The following is a 19,078-nucleotide window of genomic DNA, read 5'->3' as shown; positions in this document are numbered from 1 at the left end:
TGGTAGCGCTTCCCCGTCCTTCCTACGGTGTTCATCGCACCCCGGACCATTCCACCGGCTCCGGGAAGTGCTCCCCCAGCAGCGGGCCGCAGGTCCCTCATCCTCGCGCCGTCCTGCGGTCCGCTGCGTCCTTTGTCGGAGAGGAGTAAGGCCGTGACCACCCCCTCCCTGCCGCGCCGGACGCCCGGGTCCAGCGGACGCCAGCCCAACGCCGAGGCCACCGACCGGATCCCCTGGGAGGCCTTCGCCGTCAGCGCCGACACGTCCGCGACCTATGGGCAGCCCTCCCCGGCGCTGATCGCGCGAGCCCGGCGCGGCTGGCGCAGACTCGGGAACCTGCACGAACGCCTCGGCCAGGGAGGCGCTCAGTGAGCCGGCGCCCGGAGTGGCTGATCGAGGGAAACCGGGTCTACGACGTCGACCAGGACCGCGAAGGCGTGATCCAGTTCGTCGGCGAATTCGAGGACCCCGCCACCCGGCGCTTCACCCCCGAGGCGGTCTTCCTCCGCCCCGAGGGCGGCGGTGTGGAGTGGATCGTGTCCGACCACCACGCCCTGCGCCCGGCCGACGCCCGCTGACGTGCGACAGCGATTAGCCGTTCTCGCCTACGTCCTCGTCGTCACGATCGCGGTCGTCACCCTGGTGGCCAACGCCAACCGGTGACCCTGCGCCGTGATGTAGAGAGTGCGAGGCACCCGTACCGAGGAAGGAACGACATCGTGACCGACGCTGTGACCGAGTTCGAGGTCAAGGCCCTTGAGATCGACCCCGCCGACATCGCCGACCGGATCAAGACCGCTGGCGGTGTCCATGTCGCCGACCGCCACATGCGGCGCTACGTCTACGACACCGTCCCCGCGGTGCCGGGGAAGTGGGTGCGCCTGCGGGACACCGGAAGCGCCGCCACCCTGTGCGTCAAGGAGATCACCAGCGACCAGGTCGACGGCACCCGCGAGACCGAGGTGGGGGTCTCCGACTTCGACACCGCCCACGCCGCGCTCACCGCGAGCGGCCTGACCGCCCGCGCCTACCAGGAGAACCGGCGCTCGTCCTGGGAGCTGGACGGGGTCCGGCTCGAACTCGACCACTGGCCGCTCATCCCCCCATACCTGGAGATCGAGGCCGACACCGAAGACGCCGTATGGGTGATGGCCGACCGCCTCGGCCTGGACCGCGCCGAGCTGACCGGCGAGAACACCACGGCCGTGTACGCCCGCTACGGAATCGACCTCGACAAGGTCACCGACCTCAGGTTCACCGCCTGAACCGAAGCACCATCCAGTAGTGCGGCCGGAGCACGGGGACCGGCCGCACGGAAGGAAGGCCACGACATGCTCTTGCACAAAGTGCCCGTGGAGGTCCGCCCCGACGACACCGGACGCGTCAAGATTGACGACGACTGCGGACTGGCCTGCGTCTTCTGCCACAACGAGGGCACACCCGTCACCGCCGACAACCGCGACGCCCAGCCGGGCCAGTACACCGGCACCCCCGGCAAGACCGGCCGCGTCTCCATCTATCTCGCCGACAACGGCGCACGCTTCCTCGCCGCCCGCATCGAGCCGGGCCCCGACTTCGCGCTTGCCCTCGCCGGCCTCCGCGGGAGCATCCGTACCCGCGAGATCCACTTCACCGGCGGCGAGCCCACCCTCCACCCACGCCTTCCCGCCCTCGTCCGGCAGGTCCGCGACATGGGGTTCACCGTCGGGCTCACCTCCAACGGGGAGAACGGCGCCGCCGTCCTGGAGGAGTGCGCGCAGGCCGGGCTCGACCGCATCAATCTCTCCGTCTTCGGCACCACCGCGACCGAGCTCGCCGCCGTGCAGGCGCCGCGGTTCGCGTCCGTCAGCCTCGCCGAGAAGAAGATCGCGGCCCTGGAGGCCAGCATCGAGACCGGACTGCGCAGCGGCATCAAAGTCTCCGCGAACCTCGTCGTCAGCGACCACACCCAGATCCCGCGCGCCCTGCGGATCGTGGAACGGTACGGTCGGGACGTCACCGTGCGGTTCCTGGTCAACCTGGAGACCGAGCACGGCTCACGGGAGGCCATCCACGAGACCCTCGCCGCCCTCGACGCCGTCCCGGTCCGGCACATCATCACCGCCGGAACTTCCGACGAACGCACCCGCTACCGGCTCCCCGACGGACGCACCGTCTACGCCAAGAACATCCGCCCCGTCCGTCTCCCCGACACCTGCGCCGGCTGCAAGTTCAATAACACGCGCGACTGCCAGGAGGGCTACTACGGGGTCCGGGTGTACCGGGCCAAGGGCGGCCCCTACATGGTTGGCGTCTGCATCCGCCGCATGGACTTCTGCGTGAGCGTGGGCGAGTTCGTCATGAGCCAGCGCGCCCGCGAGGTCCAGGCCTTCCGTGACGACGAGACCGCGCGCCTCACCGCGCTGTACCCCCAGCAGGTCACGACGCTGCGCCGCTGACCTCCCAGACTCCCGCCCCGCCTTCCTGCGGCTGGGGGCGGGCCCCGCACCACTCTCTGCACCACTCGAACCGATCGAGAGGAGCACCACCGCATGACGATCATGATCGAGAACCCGAGCACCGACACCGCCGTCCGTTCCCGGGACCCCAAGGAACTGCTGAACGCGGTCCAGGACCGCATCGAGCACCTCACCGTCAACATCCTGGACGACGGCATGTCGATCTGGGACCGCGAAGTCGCGCTGCTGCTGCGCGACGAGGTGGACACCCGCGAGACCGCCGAACGCATCCTCGGCAACGCCGTGATGTACATGATCGCGTCGATGGAGCACCCCGAGGTGCACATCGGGGTCGGAAAGATCGTCGACAAGGGCGTCCACCAGGTCATCCTCGACACCCCCGTCTACTTCGCGTTCTGCGACCTCTACAACGGCGGCCGGTACAAGCACCACGCCCCGTTCATCAAGCGCCGCGACGACGGCACGGTGATCCGCACCGCCGACTTCCTCACCGCCTGCGGCTTCACCCCGGACGAGGAACTGTGGGCCAAGGACGGCGCGACATGCTCGCCGTGCGACTCCAAGGTCCCCGACTCCCACTGACGGACGACCCGCGGCCGAATCCGGCACCTGACCGACCGAACCGCCCCTAGGGTGTGGGCCTCGCCAGCGCGACCGGCGGGGCCCCTCCCGCGTTCCCGAAGGACACCGACATGAACACCCCGCACAACTACGAGCACGAGCGCGCCCTGTGGGACCAGTTCGCCGAGAGCGCCACGAAGGACCCCTCCACCGGCGGCCCCGTCTTCCGCTGGACCCAGTACAAGGACCACCCCGCCGACCCCGGCCCCGGCATCCTCGGCGACCCCGCCACCGTCCTGGAAATCGGCTACGGCACCGGCCGCGCCCTCGCCTACCTTGCCGAGCAAGGCGTCAAGTGCACCGGCGTAGACCTGTCCCCGGTCGCCGTCGCCCACAGCACCCAGAAGTACGGACACCTTGGCATCGAGTTCGTGTGCGCCGAGGTCCTCGCCCACCTGGCCGGCCGGGAGAACAGCTTCGACGCGGTCTATTCGATCTTCGGCGCGGCGTGGTTCACCGATCCGAAGAGGCTGTTCCCCCTGGTTGCCAGCAGCTTGAACCCCGGCGGCGTCTTCGTCTTCTCCCAACCCCCCGCCATCCCCGGCGCCTATGGGCCACAGGGCATGTACAAGGGCGGCTTCGCCGGGCCTGCGATGTTCACCTACCGCTACAGCTACCCGTTGCACCAGTGGCACGAGTTCATGGAGAACGCCGGCTTCATCGACGTCGAGGTCCGCGAGATCGACGCGCCCACGCCCGGACACATCGGGACCCTGCTGGTCAGGGGTACCAGGAGCAACTAAGGAGGCCGAAATATGAGCGCCAACTGGGTCCCGGCCGAGGAGTACGTCAAGACCATCGCGAACGCGACCAGCTATGCGGGCTTCTACTTCACGGACACCGACGACCGCCCCATCCAGCTTCGCTCAGCTCACAGCGCGGAGACCTGGCAGTGGCCTGGCGGCAACATGGACCCCGGCGAGACGCCGTGGGAGTGCGCCCTCAGGGAGTGCTTCGAGGAGACCCAGATCAGCTTCGCCGGCCCTCAGAAACTTCTCGCCGTCCACTTCATCGCTCAGGGCGCCCACTGGCCGCTCAACAAGTTCGGTGTCATCTTCGACGGCGGTCAGCTCACCGCGGGCCAGATCAACAGCATCGCCCTCGACCCCGCCGAGCACACCGAGCTCCGAGTGCACACCCTTGAGGAGTGGGAGGAGATCATGAGCCCCGCGAGCTTCGCCCGTCTCCAGGCCGCCGACAACGCCCGCCGCTCCGGAACCGTCGCCTACCTGGAACGCTGACGCCCACCACGCACGGCGGCGTCCCTCTCCCGCGTGGATGGGACAGGGGCGCCCCGCCGCCCGGGGACCGGTAGGGTGCTGCCCCTGCTCGACGGAGGTACGACGATGAACCCCGAAGACGAACCCCTCGCCCAGTGGGCCGCCCGGCGCGAAGGGCGCTTGAGGAAGCCCGGCGAGCTGAAAGCCGTCACCCTCGGCGCCGGCCCGCAGCGCGCCGCACACGTCAACCCGGACGCCCCCCGCTTGATTCTTGAGTGGGACGGCTTCGCCTGGCAGCCGCTGGCGACGGTAGACAACTACGCCGCGGCACGCGCGTACATGAATCCCATGCCCGCAACGCCGCCGACGCCCAGGCAGCCGATGAAGAAGGCGCCGGGTCGCCACCGGAAGCCGTGACCTCTCAGGCCCGCGCCGCCGGGGCGGTCGTCCCGTCGAGGGCCGTGCTCGCGATGCTCTCGCCAAGCTCGTTCACCGCCGTCACGGTGAGGTTGTAGGGGCTGTTTGCGGTGTAGCCGCCGACCGGCGCCGACGTGGTGTTGCCCGGGACGCTGGTCCGGAAGACGCCCGCGTTGTAGATCCGGTACTCGCGGACGGCGGGCGTCGAGCCCACCGCGTTCCAGGCGACCGGGACCGTCGTGGCAGTCACCGCTCCACCAAGGCGTAGGTTCTGCGGCGTCGCCGGGGCCGAGGCCGACGGCAGGACTGTCACCAGCGGCGCCGAAAACGGTGAGTAAGCATTCCCTCCGAGCTGGACCGGCATCACCGCGCGCACCTTCAGGCTGATGAATCCAGGCTCCGTGATGGGCGCGGTCGTGACCTGCACAGGCTTCTGGCTGTCCACGGATCCCGGCTGGCTGGCCGTCCCCACGAGTAGATCGCCCTCCAGCAAGCCGATCGGGCCCGACATCCCCGGCCGGGGGTTCCGGCTCGCGTACAACTCGTAGCTGCTGGCGTGCTGCACGGCCGTGAATTCCAGAGAGAAGGGGCCCTGTGCGCCGCTGGCCGGGTTCGGAACGGTGGTCCCCTGCTGGAACGCCAGCGATGTGGGGGCCTGGAGCGGGGCGACCTGGCCGTACCGGTACGGCGGCAGATCGCTCGGGGTCTCCACGTACAGGACCGCCGACTTCGGCCCGAGGGTGCCGTCGAGGCCTACGGCCTGGAGCTGGATCGCGTAAGCGGTGTTCGGCGTGATGGGTGTCCAGACAGGCGGCCCCGGCGGCTGCGCGGTCGACGGCACGAAGTACCCGCCGATCAGGGCTTCGAGGTCCGGGTGCGTCATGGTCCCCGAGGGGGTGGTCGGCGGTACGGGCACCGGCACCGCCCCCGTAACCGGGATCGGCAGGGAGCCGATGTAGATCCGGTAGGAGTCCACGCCCGAAAGGGCGTCGATGGGTCGGCTGCCCATGCCGCCGGGTTGCGGGGTGGGAGTGATGGCCCCTACGGGCATGGTCCACAGCAGCTGGATCTCACGCTGGTCTACGTAGCCGCCGGCGATCGGCTCGTCCTTGCGGATCTGCCGTCGCGGTGGTTGGACCGTCGCGCCGTCGGCTGAGGCCTTGTACCACTCCGGCGCGGGCAGCGCAGGCGGCGGGGAGGGGGTGTTGTCGCGGACGACGCGCTCACCGAGGGTGGCGTACGTGGGGGTGGTCATGCTGCTGCTCTCTTCCTGTCGGGTGGTGTTGGTCGTGCTAGCTGTAGGACCAGGGCGCCCAGCCGCATTCGGCCTCGGGTAGCTCCTTGCGCTGCTTCGGGGGCTCCGGCTTGTTCCACGGCCGCCGCAGGCCTCGCCGCTCGCGCTCGAACACGGTCAGCCGGTTGGCCAAGTGGTTGATGAACCCGTTCGTCTTCGCGAGCGGGTGCTCCTTCGGCGCCCAGGACGGCCCTGGATCCACCCCGGTACCCGCGTACCTGAGGACGTCGCGGCGGTCCTCCCGCAGCAGCTCGTACGCCGCCTGACCCTGGCGCCCCTCCCACGCACGGAGAGGAGCTTCGTCGAGCCACCTGGACGGCTGCCCGGCGACGTTGTGGACCAGGGTGGGCGCGATCATCCATGCCGGGGGCTCCGGGCCCTCGTACGGGGCGCTGGGCAGCACCGGCGGGGGTTCGTCGAGGATCTGTTCCGCGTAGGCCCGTACGGCGCTCACAGGGGCCTCTACGGGCTCCTTGGGCTCGTCGTCGACCCCGGGCGGCTTGCCCCCGGTCCACTCTCGTAGCCGTCGCTTGCGCTGCCGGCGACTGCGGGTCTCGTTCCGGCCCATCAGTCGATCACGTCCGGGCACATCGGCCGGGGAGGCGGAGGAGGGGGCACCTTCCGCACCAGGCGGTACGTCGGCAGCGGGTCACCGTCACCCCGGCGACGTATCACCGGAGGAGCGGGCGGCCGCGAGAAGTCGACGACGGGACGCTCGCGCTGAAAGTCCGCCTCCTTCGCGGCGAGGATGTCGGCGTACGCGGCCCGTGCCGAAGGGGTGGAGAGGTCGACGACCGGCTCGGGCCGGCGCCGCCGGAAGAAGTCGAGGAACCCCATATCAGCCCCCTTTGCGCGCAGTGGTGTCCCCGCTGCCGGTGCGCGGATCCCCCGCTCCGGAACACGTCCGCACCGCAAGAGGGGTGGGGGCCCGAAGGCCGCCGGTGGGTGTCGACACCACAACTCGACCCCCGGCGAACCCCCGGCATCCTCCGACGAGGAACGCCCTTGTTCTGACGGGCCCGAGGGCCTGGTCGACGACGGGCGCCGCAGTGGTGTCCTCGGTGACCCCGCAAGCGGTGCCCTTGTACGTGTTCAATGTGCGCTCCCGTTGAGCTGCTCGGCCTTCCGGTACCAAGCGGCCCCGGTGCCCTGCGGCACGGCCACCGCCCGCCAAGGGCGACGCAGGCCGTCACGGAGGATCCGGATCGGGGTGTACTCGGTGAGGTGCTGGACGTCGCGGGAGAGGCTGCTCGACGGCAGGCCGACGTCATGCAGTTCGGTCCCGTCGGCGAGGTAGAGGTCGACGTTCGCCGCGACCACCCACCGGTGTCCGTTGTGGGCCCGCTCCATCCCGAAGGTGCGCACGAGAACCGGGCCGGCCTGGATCGACCACCAGCAAATCCCGGACGCCCAGTAGCACCCTTCCGGCGGGGTCTCGTACACCGGCACCCCCGGCGACGTCCGCAGCGGCTCGTACGAGGGAGGGGAGAACCGGTGAGACATGCTCTGATACGAGGCCGCCCACTCCGGCGGCGCCAACGTGGTGCTCATCTCAACTCACGTCCGAGTACACGCGGTGCGGGGTCTCCTCGGCAGCGACCTCGGCGAAAAGGCCGCTGCCCTCTACAGCAGTGTGACCCCACCCTGAAGGATTGATTCGGGCCGCCGCATTCCGGTAGCGCTGCACCGCTAGTTCGTGATTCCGCCTGCGGAGATCGGGGACATTGGCGCCCCCTCCGATGGCTTCGGCAAGCGGCTTGATGCGGACGGTTTCAGACATGGCTGTCCCCTTGGAATCGGGAAGGATTCTTAACACCGCTAATGGTGTCTGCCGTACCTTCTGTAGTGGTAATTACATAACCGCTCAGAAAAAAGGGGGCTGCCCTATGAGGTGGCGTCTGTCCGACACGAAAGTCGACGTCCAGAAGAAAACCCGGCACCGCGAAGCAGAGGACACCGAGCATCATGTAAATGCGGGGTACTTCAACACCCCGCCCGTCCACGAAATCCCCGGCCACGTTCCCGGCCGGTTCTTCAGTGACCCGCAGATCGACCCGGCTCTCCAGCACATCCCCCGCTACCTGGCACCCCGGGGCCGCGCCGAGGACCAGTTCGAGGACGCCCGGGATGCCGCGCTCCGCCCGGCGGGCCGCTACAGCGCGTCAAGCCGCTACACCGAGGGCCACCTCCAGGCCGGACAGAACATGCCCGCCGGCCGTCGGGATGAGTACTACGCCTGACACGGCAGGAGGCCCCCTCATGGCCAAGAGGGGGCCTCCTTACACGTGCGGTAACAGGACTAAGAACCCGCACGCGTGGTCTGGGCGGTCTCAGACCGAAGCGGGTATGCGCGGCCCCATGTGGCGCCACGTTCCCGGCCGGGCCGCCGCGGGGCGCTTGACCGTGGTCGACGCCTCGGGCTCGAACTCGCTCTTGCCGTACTGCATGTCCACGTACGCATAGTGCTTGTGCAGCACCGCCACCACGTCCTGGCTCAGGGTCACCGGGAACTCGGCGTACTGCCCGCGCTCGTTCCACGTGAAGGTGCCCGGGGCGAACTCGGCGACGATGGGGGAAGGGTCGGCGCCCGGGGGGAGGTGAAGGTGCCCGGGGAAGCCGCGCTGATGGGTCGGGATGAAGACCTTGGGGTTTGTCATGCGGCCAGCCTCGTCGCTGGGATTTCGCGGGTGATACTCCTCGCCGACCGCCCCGCGTGCGCCGCTGACCGCCCCGGGCGAGAGTGGGCTCATGGACCCCCGCATCGTGATCCACAAGCCCGACGCCGACGGCGGCCGACGCGTCCACTACGACGGCGCCATCCTGGGCCTGGCCCGGAGCGAGCTCGATCTCCGCGAGTTCCTGCGGCGGGCGGAATTCCCGGGCTGGGACGACGTGGATATCGAAGACCCAGGGATGTTCAGGTGGGAGGGCGGGGGCCCGGAAACCTGGGAGAGTTAATCCTCTGGGCGAAAAAATGGCGGGGAGCTGAAAGCGGTGTCCAGAGGCATCTCTCCTCATAGGAGTAAACAAGAGAGGAGCACTCAGAGCCCCCGTGTGCGCCTGCGGTGCTCCTGCTGGGGAAATGCCGTCTGCGTGGGGGTGTCGTCAGTAGCGACGCCCTGACTCACTTGGAGCAACTCCTCCCGCCTCCCGCAAATGCCAGAGCCGCTACGGAGTAGCTCACCCAAGCTCTCGAAATGGCTAGGGCCAGGGAGGCCAGGCGTCCACATTTTGGGCAACGAAAGCAGTGTCCCGCCTCTCCTGATATTTCCAAAAATCTGACGGCAATAAAGGCGAGGTCCTCTCGATATCGGAAGAGGGGCGCTGGATTTGCTGGATAATTCCTGCCCACCCACCCCTTCACAATATGAAGGGGTGCACCATCGTGCCATTCACCCTCGGCCGGCGACCTGTCCAAGGTCGTCGCTCTCGGCGCGCGGGGCGGGGATGACCGGGACCTTGGCCATAGCGTTGCCGTCCCACTCGTCGCGGGGGCGGATATACCCGTCGGCCACCTTCGAGTTCGGCGACCAGCGCCCTTGCCTGCGGATGGCCGCGCCCGATGCGCCGTTCTCGTCGGCGATGGTGGCGCCGCTGGCTCGGGCGCCGTGGGCGGTGAATTTCAGGCCGTTGTCGTCGTACAGGACGCCCGCAGCCTCGGCCCTCGCCTGGATGATGTCGTTGACGGACTCGGCGCTCAGCTCCTCGCCGACGTTTCCCCAGCGGTCGATGCGGCGCAGGATCTTGCCGGTGGTGATGCCGGCCGCGGCGAGGGCGTCGCGGTATTCGACGTAGGCAGTGACGGGGTCGAGAAGGTCGTCGCGGCGGGGCATGACGACCCACTCGCCCTCGGCGCCCTGGTCGGTTTTGCTGCTGGCGAAGAAGAGGCGGACGCCCTTGCGGGGGACGACCACGGCATCGGGAAGGACGCGGTCGGAGAATTCGGAGCGGCGGGTCATGGCCCAGATCGACCAGACGATGATCAGGCGGTCCCGAAGGCCGGTCAGGGTGCTGGTGTCGCACTCCCGGACCATGGCCACGAAGCCGTCGGTGTCGACGGTCGCGGACTTCTTCACCCGGCGGCCGCAGTCGGCGAGGCGCTTCTTGTGCGCCTTGATGAGCAGCCGGGCCGGCCGCGGGTCCGGGTGGCGCTCGACGGGAATTCGGCTCCAGGTGTGCGCGGCGAGGATGGCGGCGACGGCCTGACCGAGGGCGGAGGCCCCGTAGGGCGCGCCCGTCTTCTCGCTGGGGGTGTCGATAGTGACGCGGATCCACTCGGTGAGCGTCTCGGTGGTCATGGGGAGGACGGTGCGCGACCGTTCCTGCTGCGCGCACCAGCCGGCGGCCCGTCGCAGCCAGAAGTCATATTTTCGGTAGGTCTCAGCCGGTACAGCGGACTTGAGTGCCTCAACCGTTTCAGGGCTTAGCTCATAATCTGCGGAACTATGTACCGAAAGCCCGGATCCGAGACCCATCCCTAGAAGGTCACTCTGGGCGATGGGAAGTAGCTCCGCGTCGACAATCTCAAGCTCGTTCATTTGTCCCCTTTGTCGATCCCGGTAAGCACGGTTACCAGGACTGAGGCGTACCTTAGTAAGGAAGTTGGCGGTTCGTCAGGTGGATCCCGGATCTTGGACACCGAAGTCGACCCGAACCGAACGAGGCCCGGCTTCGACACCTCGACCCGCATCTCGACCTCGGACTCGATTCGGTCGCCGGCCGCGGGGAGCCGGGTCTCGATCTCGATTTCGCGTGGACGCGCCGGACGCGTCCTTGTTGCCGCTGTGTCCTTGACCCTCCCTGTCCAATGGAGGAGTCGCCGGCGCCCGGACGTCGGGAAGGCAGTGCTGTTTCCGCCGCGCCCCTGCGCGAGGCGCGCTTCGCCGGGCGGGGCGGGGTGTCCGGATCACCCTGCCCTCACCGTGGTGGGAGGTGGTGGTTCTACCCGTCGGCCGGGCCTGTGCTCAGTGGGGGCGCGGGGCCCCCGGGGCTCACGCCCCGATCAGTACCCGCCCGGTGTCGGCGACGGACGCGGCCGCCACGGTCACCAGGGCCGCGCTCGCGGCCAGCGTCATGGACTCCCGCGCGAGGCGGGCCGGAATGATGGTCCGCATGACCGGCGGCGCGGCCGGGGCGCTCACGTCCTGCCGCAGCTCGGCGAGCTCCCGCTCAACGTCGGCCCACGTCGCCTTCGGTAGGGCGGCCGCGCCCAGGTCACTGCGGCCCTCGTCGGCGAGGACGTGCAGCGCGTCCAGCTCGGCGCGCACCTCCTCCCACGTCTTCACCGGCTCCAGGTCGGCGCGCAGGTCGGCGAGCTCCGCGCTCAGCTCCACCCAGTCGAGGGCAGGGCCGTCGTCGGGCTGCGCCCGGTCGGCGCGGTTGGCCGCAGAAATCGCCGCGTAGTCGGGGCCGTCGTCGTCCTGGGCGGCCGGGACCGGGGGCACGACCGGGGCGAACCAGTCGCGCACGGCGGCAGGCTCGGGCATGGCGGGGGTCGTGTCGGCGGTGCAGATAACCAGCGGGACGGGGGTGTCGTAGTCGGCCAGGACCCGGCGGACCATGCGGCCGCCCGCGTCCTGTACGGCCTTCTCCTGCCCCAGGGCGCGGCAGGCGTCGAGGAGGTCGGCGGCGCTGTCGTAGCCGCCCCGGCCCATGCTCACGAGGTCGCCGGGGATGCTGGCGCCGGTGGCCGTCTCCCACTCGTCGTGGCGCTCCATGCCGTACCAGCGGCCGCCCCGTTCCTGCGCCTCGAAGCCGTAGCCGTACTGATCGCGGAACAGCCACCAGGCCTGACCCCACCCGGGGTTCATGGGTTCGATGCGCTCCCCGTTGTTGATTGCGGGGGCGTCGGGCTGCGCCTGCTCGCGCTTGGTGCGGCGCTGCGCCTGCTTGGCCTCGCCTGCGAGCTTCCACACGGCGCGGCGCTGCTCGGCGGTGGTGCGGTGCGCGAGGTCGCGGGCGGCCTGCTTCTCGTGCCGGGCGTACGTCTGGGGCACGGTGAGGGTGAACAGGGTTTCGCAGATAGTCAGAGCGGGGACGGCGGGCACGACATACGCGTCCAGCGCCTCGCACGTGGGCGCGGGGGGAAATTCAGCCGGGCGTCCCGGCCGACCAGGGACCGCCAGTCCTACTACCTGCGGGTGGTCGAGGAGTTCATGCCCGCAGCCCTGGCAGCGCGTACCGACCAGCTCGCGGCAGCGGCACTTGGGGCACCGCTCCCGCCGTTCGCGCTCCTCCGCGAGCTGCGCCCAGCACTCCGCCTCCTCTTCAGCGGCCTGGCGGGCCGCGTCGGTGACGGGGACGAAGGTGTCGGCGGGGGTGACGATGATCCCGCCGCCGGTACCGAGGACGGTCACCTTGGGGGCAGTGGTCGCGTCGAGGTCAGCGGTCGGTACGTGCTTGGTGCCGTTGCCGTCCTCCCACACCACGAGCACGGTGGGCACCCGCTTGAGGGGATCGACGCTGCGGACGGTTCCCCGGCGCCCGCCCACGCTGACGACGTCACCCGGCATCGGCTCGCCGCCCGCCGGAGCGGGCGCCATATTCGCCGGAGCGGTCTGGGCGCGGTAGCGCTCGGCCAGCGGCTTCGTCTTCCCCTGGGGGTCGACCGCATCCCACCACGCGGCCTCGGCGAGTTTCTGCGTCTCCCCCATGGGCAGCACCGACAGGCAGTTGCGTGACCAGCGCTTCCCCTTCCCGTTGGCCTCGCGGCGCTGCGCGGCCTTGACGGCTTCGTCGGCCTGGGCGTTGGTGAGCAGTCCGGCGGGCCACGCCTTGGCGTAGGACAGGGCAACGGCGCCGTCGGCGGTGACGGTGACCTGTCCGTCCTCCTCCTTGGGCAGGGAGAGGAATCCGGCCCCGGCGAGGAGGCGTACGCGGTCGGCGCGCACCGGGCGGCCCCGGGTCAGCTTGAACCGCTTCCCATCGCGGTAGAGGTCACCGGCGGCCGCCCACTCCACGAACTGCGCCATGGACTCGGACCATCCCAGCCGGGGGAGGACGTCCTTCGCCTTGAGCTCCAGGACGTAGCGGGCGGTCCGCTGTTCGTCGGTCTCCACCTCGGCGGCCGCGACGGGCGCGGGGTGCTTCTTCCGGCCGTGGGCGCGCATCGCGAGGAGTGCCTCAGCGTCGCAGATCACCGACTTGAAGACCTTCCCCTTGCACGTCTCGTGCAGGCAGCGCACGGAAGTCGTCCAGCCGTTGTCACCCTTGGGCTGCTCCCCGTGGTGACGGTGCTTGTCCCCGAGGTCGTTGCCCGTCGTGCGGAACCGGCCCTCGCTGATCTCCCAGTCGTACGCCATGCGCTCGAAGTGGTGCCCGTACCCGTCATCGCTGGCACCCGCGTAGGTAACGCTCTCGCCCTCGGCGAGCTGGGCGCCGGGGGTGGCCGCCGCCCGCTCCATACGTTCCCGGGCCTGCGCCTTGCTCCACGCCACGGCGTCCCGCCCGCACGGCCACGAGTGGTCGCAGGGCTTGGGGAAGGAGCCGCATCCCTGACGCGGGTTCCGCTCGTTCTCGTACGACCACGCGGAGATTTCCTCCGTGTCGGCAGGAGCGAAATCCTCGACGGGCGAGCCGGCCGCCGGGGTCAGGTTTTTCTTGGTGTCGGCGGCGGCCTGCTCCAAGACGGCACGGTCGAGAACCGTCACGCCCAGCTCGGCGATCACCGCGTTCGTGGTTCCCCGGTCCTTCGCCCACTCCCAGTCTTCGCCCAGCACGCCCAGGTGCTCCGACGCGGTCCAGCACAGCATGTAGTGCTTGGAGGCGGTCCGGTCGTCCGAGCACAGCTTCATCGCGTCCGCCCGGGTCATGCCCCACAGCACCCGGCGGCGGGTCGGGTTCGAGCGGGCGGAGACGATGAACACGGCCACCGGCTCCAGTTCGGCGGCGCCATCCTCGGGCTGGTGCTCCTCGGCGTGCTCCGCCGTCCACGCGACAGCAGCGTCACGCACCGCGCGCCGCTTGGCGGCCGCCGTCTTCGCCGTGCCCTTGCCACCCTTGAAGACGTGCTCCGCCTCGCACCCGCACACGGTGCACTCGGCCCGGTAGACGAACTCGTACGAGAAGGACGCCCACACCACGCGGGAGGCCTCGGACTGCCCCGGGAACCGGTCGGTGGGCGCCGGGCCCTGCTGGCCGCCGAGGTGCCACTCACCCAGGGCGCGGGCGGTCTTCTCCGTCTCCCGGAAGGAGGTGTCCGAGTCCGGGGTGACGATGTGGCCGAACTCGTAGCAGCCCTCGCGGCCGCCGTTGCAGGTGGCCCACCACATGCCCTCGGTGCCGTCGGTCTTCTCCCCCTGCGGGCTGACCGGCTGCACGGCGTAGCCCGGCGTGATCTCGGGCGCCACCTCGGCGTTCCACTCCTCCTCGTCGCCCTGGTCGTCCTCGACGAACGGCTCGGCGGCGGCGTGACGGTGCCACGCGGCCTCGGCCTCCTCCGTGGTCATGAAGTACGCGGCCTTGCGGCTGTGGCCCTCCTCGCTGATTTCCATGTGGCTCATGCAGACGCAGGTGGCGCGGATCAGGCCCGGCTTGATGACCGGGTTCGACGGACGCACCCACCCACGGTGGCCGTTGGCCTCGACCTGGTAGGCAGTCGGCAGAGCCGCCATCTGCTCCTCGGTGACCCGTACGACGCTGCCGCAGTGCTCCCGGAGTCGCGCCTTGCCGTCGCCGTCGCCGTCCACGGCCACCGCGTCCACGGACATGGCGCCGTTCTTCACCAGACGCTCGATGCGGTAGGCCGTGACGATCTCCGGGTACGCCTGCGTCACCAGGTCGCCGACCCTGAGTTCACGCCCCCGCGCGTCGATCGGGAACTCCCAAGGGCGCTCGCGCCGAGCCTGCTTCTCCTCCGCCGTCGGCTCCTCCGCGACCGGCTCCGACTGTTCCTCGACCACCGGCTCCGGCTGCCGCTCACCACGGGCCACCGCGTCCGCGAGAACGGCCTTCTTCATCTCTGGGCGCGTGGGGAAGTACGTCCCGCCCGTCCGGCAGATGTTCTTCTTGTCGGTGCCGGTGAACCGCAGGGTTTCACGCGTCTCGTTGTGCGTGATCGTGTAACTGCCCGCCAGCAGATTCACGGTGTAGAAATGGCCCATGAGCTGCACCGTGGTCGGAAAGGAGTCCGTGGCGAAAAGGATGTCGCCGACCTTGGCCTTAACGATCTTCCGAGGAGCCATCGAACCCCGCCCCATGCCGTTGCTCTCCTCCGCCTGCTTCGTCGTCTTCTTGGGGGTCCTCGTGTTCATCAGCCGGGCGAACTGTTCGGGGTCCTCCCGCAGGCCCGTCGCAAGGCGCCGGAACGCCAACCCGGCCGTCTTGCCCACCATCAGCGCGGTAGCGCCCCAGCGGATGACGTACTGGTGCCGCTCCCACTTCGCCGTGAACGTGGTGCCGTCGATGTCGCGGGTCTGCGGGTGGTGCTCCGTCGCGTGGTCGGCATCGAAGTGCGGCTCCTGCCGGTGGTGCGCCGCCCGCATCTGCGCGAAGTCCTCGCGGTCAAACCCGCCGTTGTCCTGCTCCCAGCCGCAGGAGCACGACGGGATGAAATGCCCATCCAGCTCGGTCACGGTGGTCACGTGCTCCGGCCCCGCCGGGCCCGGCTCCCCCTCTGGCTCCGGACCCTCCTCCCCGCCGCCGTCCACCGGCACCACGGGCGCCTGCCACGCCGTCTTGTTCCCCGAGGACAGGAGCACGATCGTGCCGCGCAGCTCCCCGGCCAGGACGTAGCCGAGCTCCGCGAGCATGCCTTCGATGACGTTGGGGGCGACGGCGGCGAGCATCCGGTACGCCACCCCCGTGGCCGGGTTGCAGACCGGCGCGAGCTTCACCGCCAGGCACCCCGCGCACTCGCACACCAGCCGCAGCCCGACCCCGAAAGTCTTGTCGAGGACGACTTGCACCGCCGCCGGGACGGCCGGGCACGGCTCCGGCTGCGCCTCGGTGTGCGCCACGGTGGACGGGAGGTAGGTCCGCGCGAGCACGGTCATAACCGGCTCGCCGATCGCGTCTTCCGGCACGGCGTGCATGTCGTAGGAGCTCGCCCACGTCCAGCGGGACTCACCGGGCGCCGTCGCCCCGGTCGCCCACACGGTCATGGAAAAGCCGGACGCATCGGCGTCCCGCTGGATAGCGGACATGGTGTAGTCGCCGGGGAGGGTGAATTCCGGTTCGACCGCGACCGGAGTGTCTTCGATCGGAGACAGGTCCGCCGAATTCGCGCGAACCCACGTCGTCACGGCGCCCGTCGACTTGAACCCCTTGTCGAGGTACCGGCCGTCCAGCGTGATCACGTAGTAGAACGTCGTCATCCGGTCGTACCGGCCACGGATGGCACGCTGCGCGCGGTAGGCCAGCCGCTCCCCGCCCTTGCCGACGACCTCAGTCCAGCCCGTGAGACCGCGCTCCCGCAGGATCTCCTGAATTCGGGCAGAGCTCTCCCCTTGAATCTGTCCCATTTCTGAAAAACCCCTATCGTCGAGTGTCGCTAGTCGGGCGGCCCGGGGTCCAATCCGGGCATAGGGATATTCTCCCAAAAGGCGCGAGAGAATACCAGGGGGTGACGGAAATGCAGGCCGGTTGCAGGGTGGGGTATTTCACAAGGGAATTCAATAAAGAATCGAAGCGGAGGGTTGACGGGGCGAGAATTCTTTGAATGTGGCCAATCTATTTAAATGGGGCATAAGGTACCCCCACCCTTAAGTCCCTTTTGCCGTAATCGCGGGGCCTGGCCCTCCACACGCAAATGGCCGACCCCGACGCAGGCAGTGCCCCCGCACACCGGGCAGTGGCCCCAGCGTCGAGGCGGCGCTCGGATAGCCGGCGGGAGCAAGGGGACGACCGGTAGCGGCGCGACGCCACCGCCCAGGCGGCCGGCTCGTTGACCCGGCGTGGATACGACCGTGAGCTGGATGCACTGCAACGCCTGCCCGCGCGAGGCCCCGATGGTCGGTGAGCTGGTGGTCGCCGGGGGCTCCCTGACCCTCCAGGACGCCATGGAGGCCGCCAGCGCCCACGTGCGGCGCGCACACCCCGGCCGGAGCGTCCCGGGCTCCCTGGCGGTGCGCACGGCGCCCCTGGGCATCGTCCTGGGCGCCGTCCCCTCCCCCGAGCGGATCCCGGCAGCGGTCGACGCGTTCAACCGCACGCGGCCATCGGACTTCTAACCGGTCCAGTGCGCGAGACACCCGTCCCGCACCGGCCGAGGCGCTGCTACTGTCGACGTATCGAGAAGCTCCTAGTCGGGCGTCTCCCAGCGGCCGCCCTGGTCCAAGCCCCGCAAGGGGGCAGGGCGGCCGCTTCTCGCTGTCCGGGCCCAGCACTGGCCGGGCTCACCGCCCCCTCCTTCGGCATGGGCGACGCCTCCCCGAGTTCTGCAAGCAGTGGCGGAAGGCGGGACTCGGCGAGCGGCGAGCCCTTCACCGCAGGTCAAACCTTGATGATGTTCACTCTGTCGCGGCAGAGCATGCGCATGTCCTCGGGGTCCGAGGTCAGGATCGATACGGGGCCGTGCGCGCGGAGGGCGGTGGCGGCCACAATGCTGTCGATCGCGTATTTGTGTCCGGCGAGGCCGCCGGCGTCCCGGAGAAGTTCGACCGCGTGGGCGGCGATCTCCTTCGTCACGGGCTCGATGGTGAGGCGGGAGACCACCCAGGACATGCGGGCCCTGTGCACGCCGTTGGGGTCGGCTTCAACGAGGGTCACGGGGCTGATGATGACGCGGATGTCCCGCTTGATCGCGACGGCCAGGTTGGCGGCCATCTCCCGGTTGTCCCGCAGGTAGAGGCCCAGGGCCTCGCTGTCGAGGACCCAGGTACCGCTCACAGGCCGCCCTTCGTGTAGTAGGTGGTGTGCTGCATCTGACTCTGGCGGATTTCGACTCCAGTCGGCCCGACGGCCTCGGCGAGCCCGGCCGCGGTTTCTTCATCGCGAGTGACCCAGTGACTGCCAGACCCGCTACCGGCCGCCTGCCTCCAAGATGCCCCAGCCCGGTAGCCAGAGAGGAGGTCGCGCAGGCGCTTTCCCAGCCGGCGCTCATGATCAGAGTCAAGGTCCAGTGCCGCCAGCAGGTTGTCGAGATGAACCTGCCAGCGCTCAGGATCTGCGTCCAGGCCGAGCCTGGTCTCCGCGGCGGCGATCTCGTCCTCGGTGATCACGCCGTGTCGGGTCTCGTGGTCGGCGACGAGCTCGGCGAGGTTGTCGCGCTCGATCTGGCGCTGTATGGCCGCCTCGATGTAGCCGGAGACGCCTCGCTTCCCGACGCGGGCGCGGACGGCTTCGATGGTGCCCTCATGAACGGAGACGGATACGGATTTCGTGGGCCCCTCACCGGGGGCGTGGAGTGATGCACCCATACCATCGAATCTAGCAAAAGTTCTAATAGAGTGAGGCTGTCCGGAGGAATCAGGCCGCCTGCCGGGACCTACGCGGGTCCGCCGATCCGGAGATCATGGTTGGTCTGGCGCCCGCGTAGCCAACTCGGGGCGGTCGGGCGATCACGCGCGGCAGAGCCCCCTCACCTTCGTCCGGTGTGCTGCGGTGCGCGGGGGGTGCGCTCCCTGCCGCGCGACGGCGTATTGGGCCATCCTGGTGACATGGCGACGCTTCCGAAGGCCCCGTGCCCCTCTTGCAGCGTCCCGCACGCCCTGCTGCCCACGAAGCGGATCGGCTACGGCTCGGTCGCGGACCACAAGGTCGAGCCGCGGCCGATGAGCAGAAGCTCTTTTGAACGGCGCCCGTCGGCCTCCGTGGTCCACGGTGACACGGCGAACGACACAACGAACGATCCCTCGAACGGCCTCTTGACCTGCGCGTCCTGGATCCCCCGAACGGCCCTTGCTCGGTGCCCACCCTCCCGAGGCACAGTTGCCGGCATGGCGACACAACCCACTCCAAGTAGCCCCTACGACGACTACGGCCAGAACCTGACCCGCGAGGAGATGGACGAACGGCAGGCGATGTACCGCGCGGAGATCCTCGCCGAGCACGGCCCCGAGGCGCTGGCGGCTTACGAGGAGCGCTGGCAGGCCGAGTTCGAGCGCTCCAATAGCTGGACCCGGTAGCCG

The 19,078-nt window shown here is 69.5% G+C and carries 22 protein-coding genes; 12 read left to right on the top strand and 10 right to left on the bottom strand.

Translation table 11 applies throughout. From position 1 onward, the window contains the following. The first annotated feature begins 153 nt into the window (after window positions 1–153). The 8 genes from ABT403_RS03410 to ABT403_RS03375 all read left to right on the top strand — a co-directional run bounded on the left by ABT403_RS03410 (window position 154) and on the right by ABT403_RS03375 (window position 4,717). Window positions 154–372 (top strand): hypothetical protein, encoded by a 219-nt coding sequence (locus tag ABT403_RS03410; RefSeq protein WP_344157654.1) that lies wholly within the window; start codon window positions 154–156, stop codon window positions 370–372. Continuing rightward, window positions 369–578, top strand: coding sequence for a hypothetical protein (locus ABT403_RS03405; RefSeq protein WP_344157651.1), 210 nt, complete (start codon window positions 369–371; stop codon window positions 576–578). Before ABT403_RS03410 ends, ABT403_RS03405 begins: the two co-directional genes overlap by 4 nt. Before the next feature lie 141 nt (window positions 579–719). Further along, window positions 720–1,265 carry a class IV adenylate cyclase gene (locus ABT403_RS03400; protein ID WP_344157648.1) on the top strand — a complete coding sequence of 182 codons (546 nt, stop codon included), beginning with the start codon at window positions 720–722 and terminating at the stop codon, window positions 1,263–1,265. Between the two features lie 66 nt (window positions 1,266–1,331). Further along, complete coding sequence (locus ABT403_RS03395; protein WP_344157645.1) at window positions 1,332–2,438, top strand: radical SAM protein; 1,107 nt, start codon at window positions 1,332–1,334, stop codon at window positions 2,436–2,438. Between the two features lie 93 nt (window positions 2,439–2,531). Then, on the top strand, window positions 2,532–3,041 hold the full coding sequence (locus tag ABT403_RS03390; protein ID WP_344157642.1) for a hypothetical protein: 510 nt from the start codon (window positions 2,532–2,534) through the stop codon (window positions 3,039–3,041). A gap of 110 nt (window positions 3,042–3,151) precedes the next feature. Further along, the gene (locus ABT403_RS03385; protein ID WP_344157639.1) at window positions 3,152–3,823 is read left to right on the top strand and encodes a class I SAM-dependent methyltransferase; all 672 of its coding nucleotides are present in this window, start codon (window positions 3,152–3,154) and stop codon (window positions 3,821–3,823) included. A gap of 12 nt (window positions 3,824–3,835) precedes the next feature. Beyond that, entirely contained in the window at window positions 3,836–4,321 is a 486-nt protein-coding gene (locus ABT403_RS03380; RefSeq protein WP_344157636.1) for an NUDIX domain-containing protein, read from the top strand. 105 nt (window positions 4,322–4,426) lie between these two features. Continuing rightward, the gene (locus tag ABT403_RS03375; protein ID WP_344157633.1) at window positions 4,427–4,717 is read left to right on the top strand and encodes a DUF6087 family protein; all 291 of its coding nucleotides are present in this window, start codon (window positions 4,427–4,429) and stop codon (window positions 4,715–4,717) included. Between the two features lie 4 nt (window positions 4,718–4,721). On the opposite strand, the gene ABT403_RS03370 is transcribed toward ABT403_RS03375, so the two are convergent. The 5 genes from ABT403_RS03370 to ABT403_RS03350 all read right to left on the bottom strand — a co-directional run bounded on the left by ABT403_RS03370 (window position 4,722) and on the right by ABT403_RS03350 (window position 7,791). Further along, window positions 4,722–5,972, bottom strand: a complete 1,251-nt coding sequence (locus ABT403_RS03370) for a fibronectin type III domain-containing protein (RefSeq protein ID WP_344157630.1) — start codon at window positions 5,970–5,972, stop codon at window positions 4,722–4,724. Between the two features lie 37 nt (window positions 5,973–6,009). Continuing rightward, window positions 6,010–6,579 carry a hypothetical protein gene (locus tag ABT403_RS03365; RefSeq protein ID WP_344157628.1) on the bottom strand — a complete coding sequence of 190 codons (570 nt, stop codon included), beginning with the start codon at window positions 6,577–6,579 and terminating at the stop codon, window positions 6,010–6,012. Next, complete coding sequence (locus ABT403_RS03360; protein WP_344157625.1) at window positions 6,579–6,848, bottom strand: hypothetical protein; 270 nt, start codon at window positions 6,846–6,848, stop codon at window positions 6,579–6,581. Before ABT403_RS03360 ends, ABT403_RS03365 begins: the two co-directional genes overlap by 1 nt. 255 nt (window positions 6,849–7,103) lie before the next feature. Continuing rightward, entirely contained in the window at window positions 7,104–7,562 is a 459-nt protein-coding gene (locus ABT403_RS03355; protein ID WP_344157622.1) for a hypothetical protein, read from the bottom strand. Window position 7,563: 1 nt separating this feature from the next. Continuing rightward, window positions 7,564–7,791: a hypothetical protein gene (locus ABT403_RS03350; RefSeq protein ID WP_344157619.1), complete on the bottom strand. Its 228-nt coding sequence runs from the start codon at window positions 7,789–7,791 to the stop codon at window positions 7,564–7,566. Between the two features lie 106 nt (window positions 7,792–7,897). Here ABT403_RS03350 and ABT403_RS03345 point away from each other — a divergent pair, with 106 nt between their 5' ends. After that, window positions 7,898–8,251 carry a hypothetical protein gene (locus tag ABT403_RS03345; protein WP_344157616.1) on the top strand — a complete coding sequence of 118 codons (354 nt, stop codon included), beginning with the start codon at window positions 7,898–7,900 and terminating at the stop codon, window positions 8,249–8,251. A gap of 90 nt (window positions 8,252–8,341) precedes the next feature. On the opposite strand, the gene ABT403_RS03340 is transcribed toward ABT403_RS03345, so the two are convergent. Next, window positions 8,342–8,668: a hypothetical protein gene (locus ABT403_RS03340; protein WP_344157613.1), complete on the bottom strand. Its 327-nt coding sequence runs from the start codon at window positions 8,666–8,668 to the stop codon at window positions 8,342–8,344. Between the two features lie 91 nt (window positions 8,669–8,759). On the opposite strand from ABT403_RS03340, the gene ABT403_RS03335 reads away from it, so the two are divergent. Continuing rightward, the gene (locus ABT403_RS03335) at window positions 8,760–8,969 is read left to right on the top strand and encodes a hypothetical protein (RefSeq protein WP_344157611.1); all 210 of its coding nucleotides are present in this window, start codon (window positions 8,760–8,762) and stop codon (window positions 8,967–8,969) included. 434 nt (window positions 8,970–9,403) lie between these two features. On the opposite strand, the gene ABT403_RS03330 is transcribed toward ABT403_RS03335, so the two are convergent. After that, window positions 9,404–10,309 carry a site-specific integrase gene (locus ABT403_RS03330; protein WP_344157608.1) on the bottom strand — a complete coding sequence of 302 codons (906 nt, stop codon included), beginning with the start codon at window positions 10,307–10,309 and terminating at the stop codon, window positions 9,404–9,406. A gap of 693 nt (window positions 10,310–11,002) precedes the next feature. Then, window positions 11,003–16,471 (bottom strand): serine/threonine-protein kinase, encoded by a 5,469-nt coding sequence (locus ABT403_RS03325; protein WP_344157605.1) that lies wholly within the window; start codon window positions 16,469–16,471, stop codon window positions 11,003–11,005. A gap of 444 nt (window positions 16,472–16,915) precedes the next feature. Here ABT403_RS03325 and ABT403_RS03320 point away from each other — a divergent pair, with 444 nt between their 5' ends. Beyond that, entirely contained in the window at window positions 16,916–17,179 is a 264-nt protein-coding gene (locus ABT403_RS03320; RefSeq protein ID WP_344157603.1) for a hypothetical protein, read from the top strand. 262 nt (window positions 17,180–17,441) lie between these two features. Here ABT403_RS03320 and ABT403_RS03315 read toward each other — a convergent pair whose 3' ends face one another. Together ABT403_RS03315 and ABT403_RS39000 are read right to left on the bottom strand one after the other, a co-directional pair. Continuing rightward, window positions 17,442–17,837, bottom strand: a complete 396-nt coding sequence (locus tag ABT403_RS03315) for a type II toxin-antitoxin system VapC family toxin (RefSeq protein ID WP_344157600.1) — start codon at window positions 17,835–17,837, stop codon at window positions 17,442–17,444. Continuing rightward, window positions 17,834–18,367, bottom strand: a complete 534-nt coding sequence (locus tag ABT403_RS39000) for a hypothetical protein (RefSeq protein WP_425580170.1) — start codon at window positions 18,365–18,367, stop codon at window positions 17,834–17,836. Before ABT403_RS39000 ends, ABT403_RS03315 begins: the two co-directional genes overlap by 4 nt. A gap of 519 nt (window positions 18,368–18,886) precedes the next feature. Between ABT403_RS39000 and ABT403_RS03305 the strand changes: the two genes are divergently transcribed. Continuing rightward, entirely contained in the window at window positions 18,887–19,075 is a 189-nt protein-coding gene (locus tag ABT403_RS03305) for a hypothetical protein (protein WP_344157597.1), read from the top strand. The last annotated feature ends 3 nt before the right edge of the window (window positions 19,076–19,078 follow it).

It is taken from the genome of Streptomyces sp. NPDC000075, from assembly GCF_040301925.1.
Classification (GTDB): Bacteria; Actinomycetota; Actinomycetes; order Streptomycetales; family Streptomycetaceae; genus Streptomyces; species Streptomyces polychromogenes.
The sequence above is the reverse complement of the archived record's forward strand: the minus strand, read 5'-3'. Positions and strand labels throughout refer to the sequence as shown.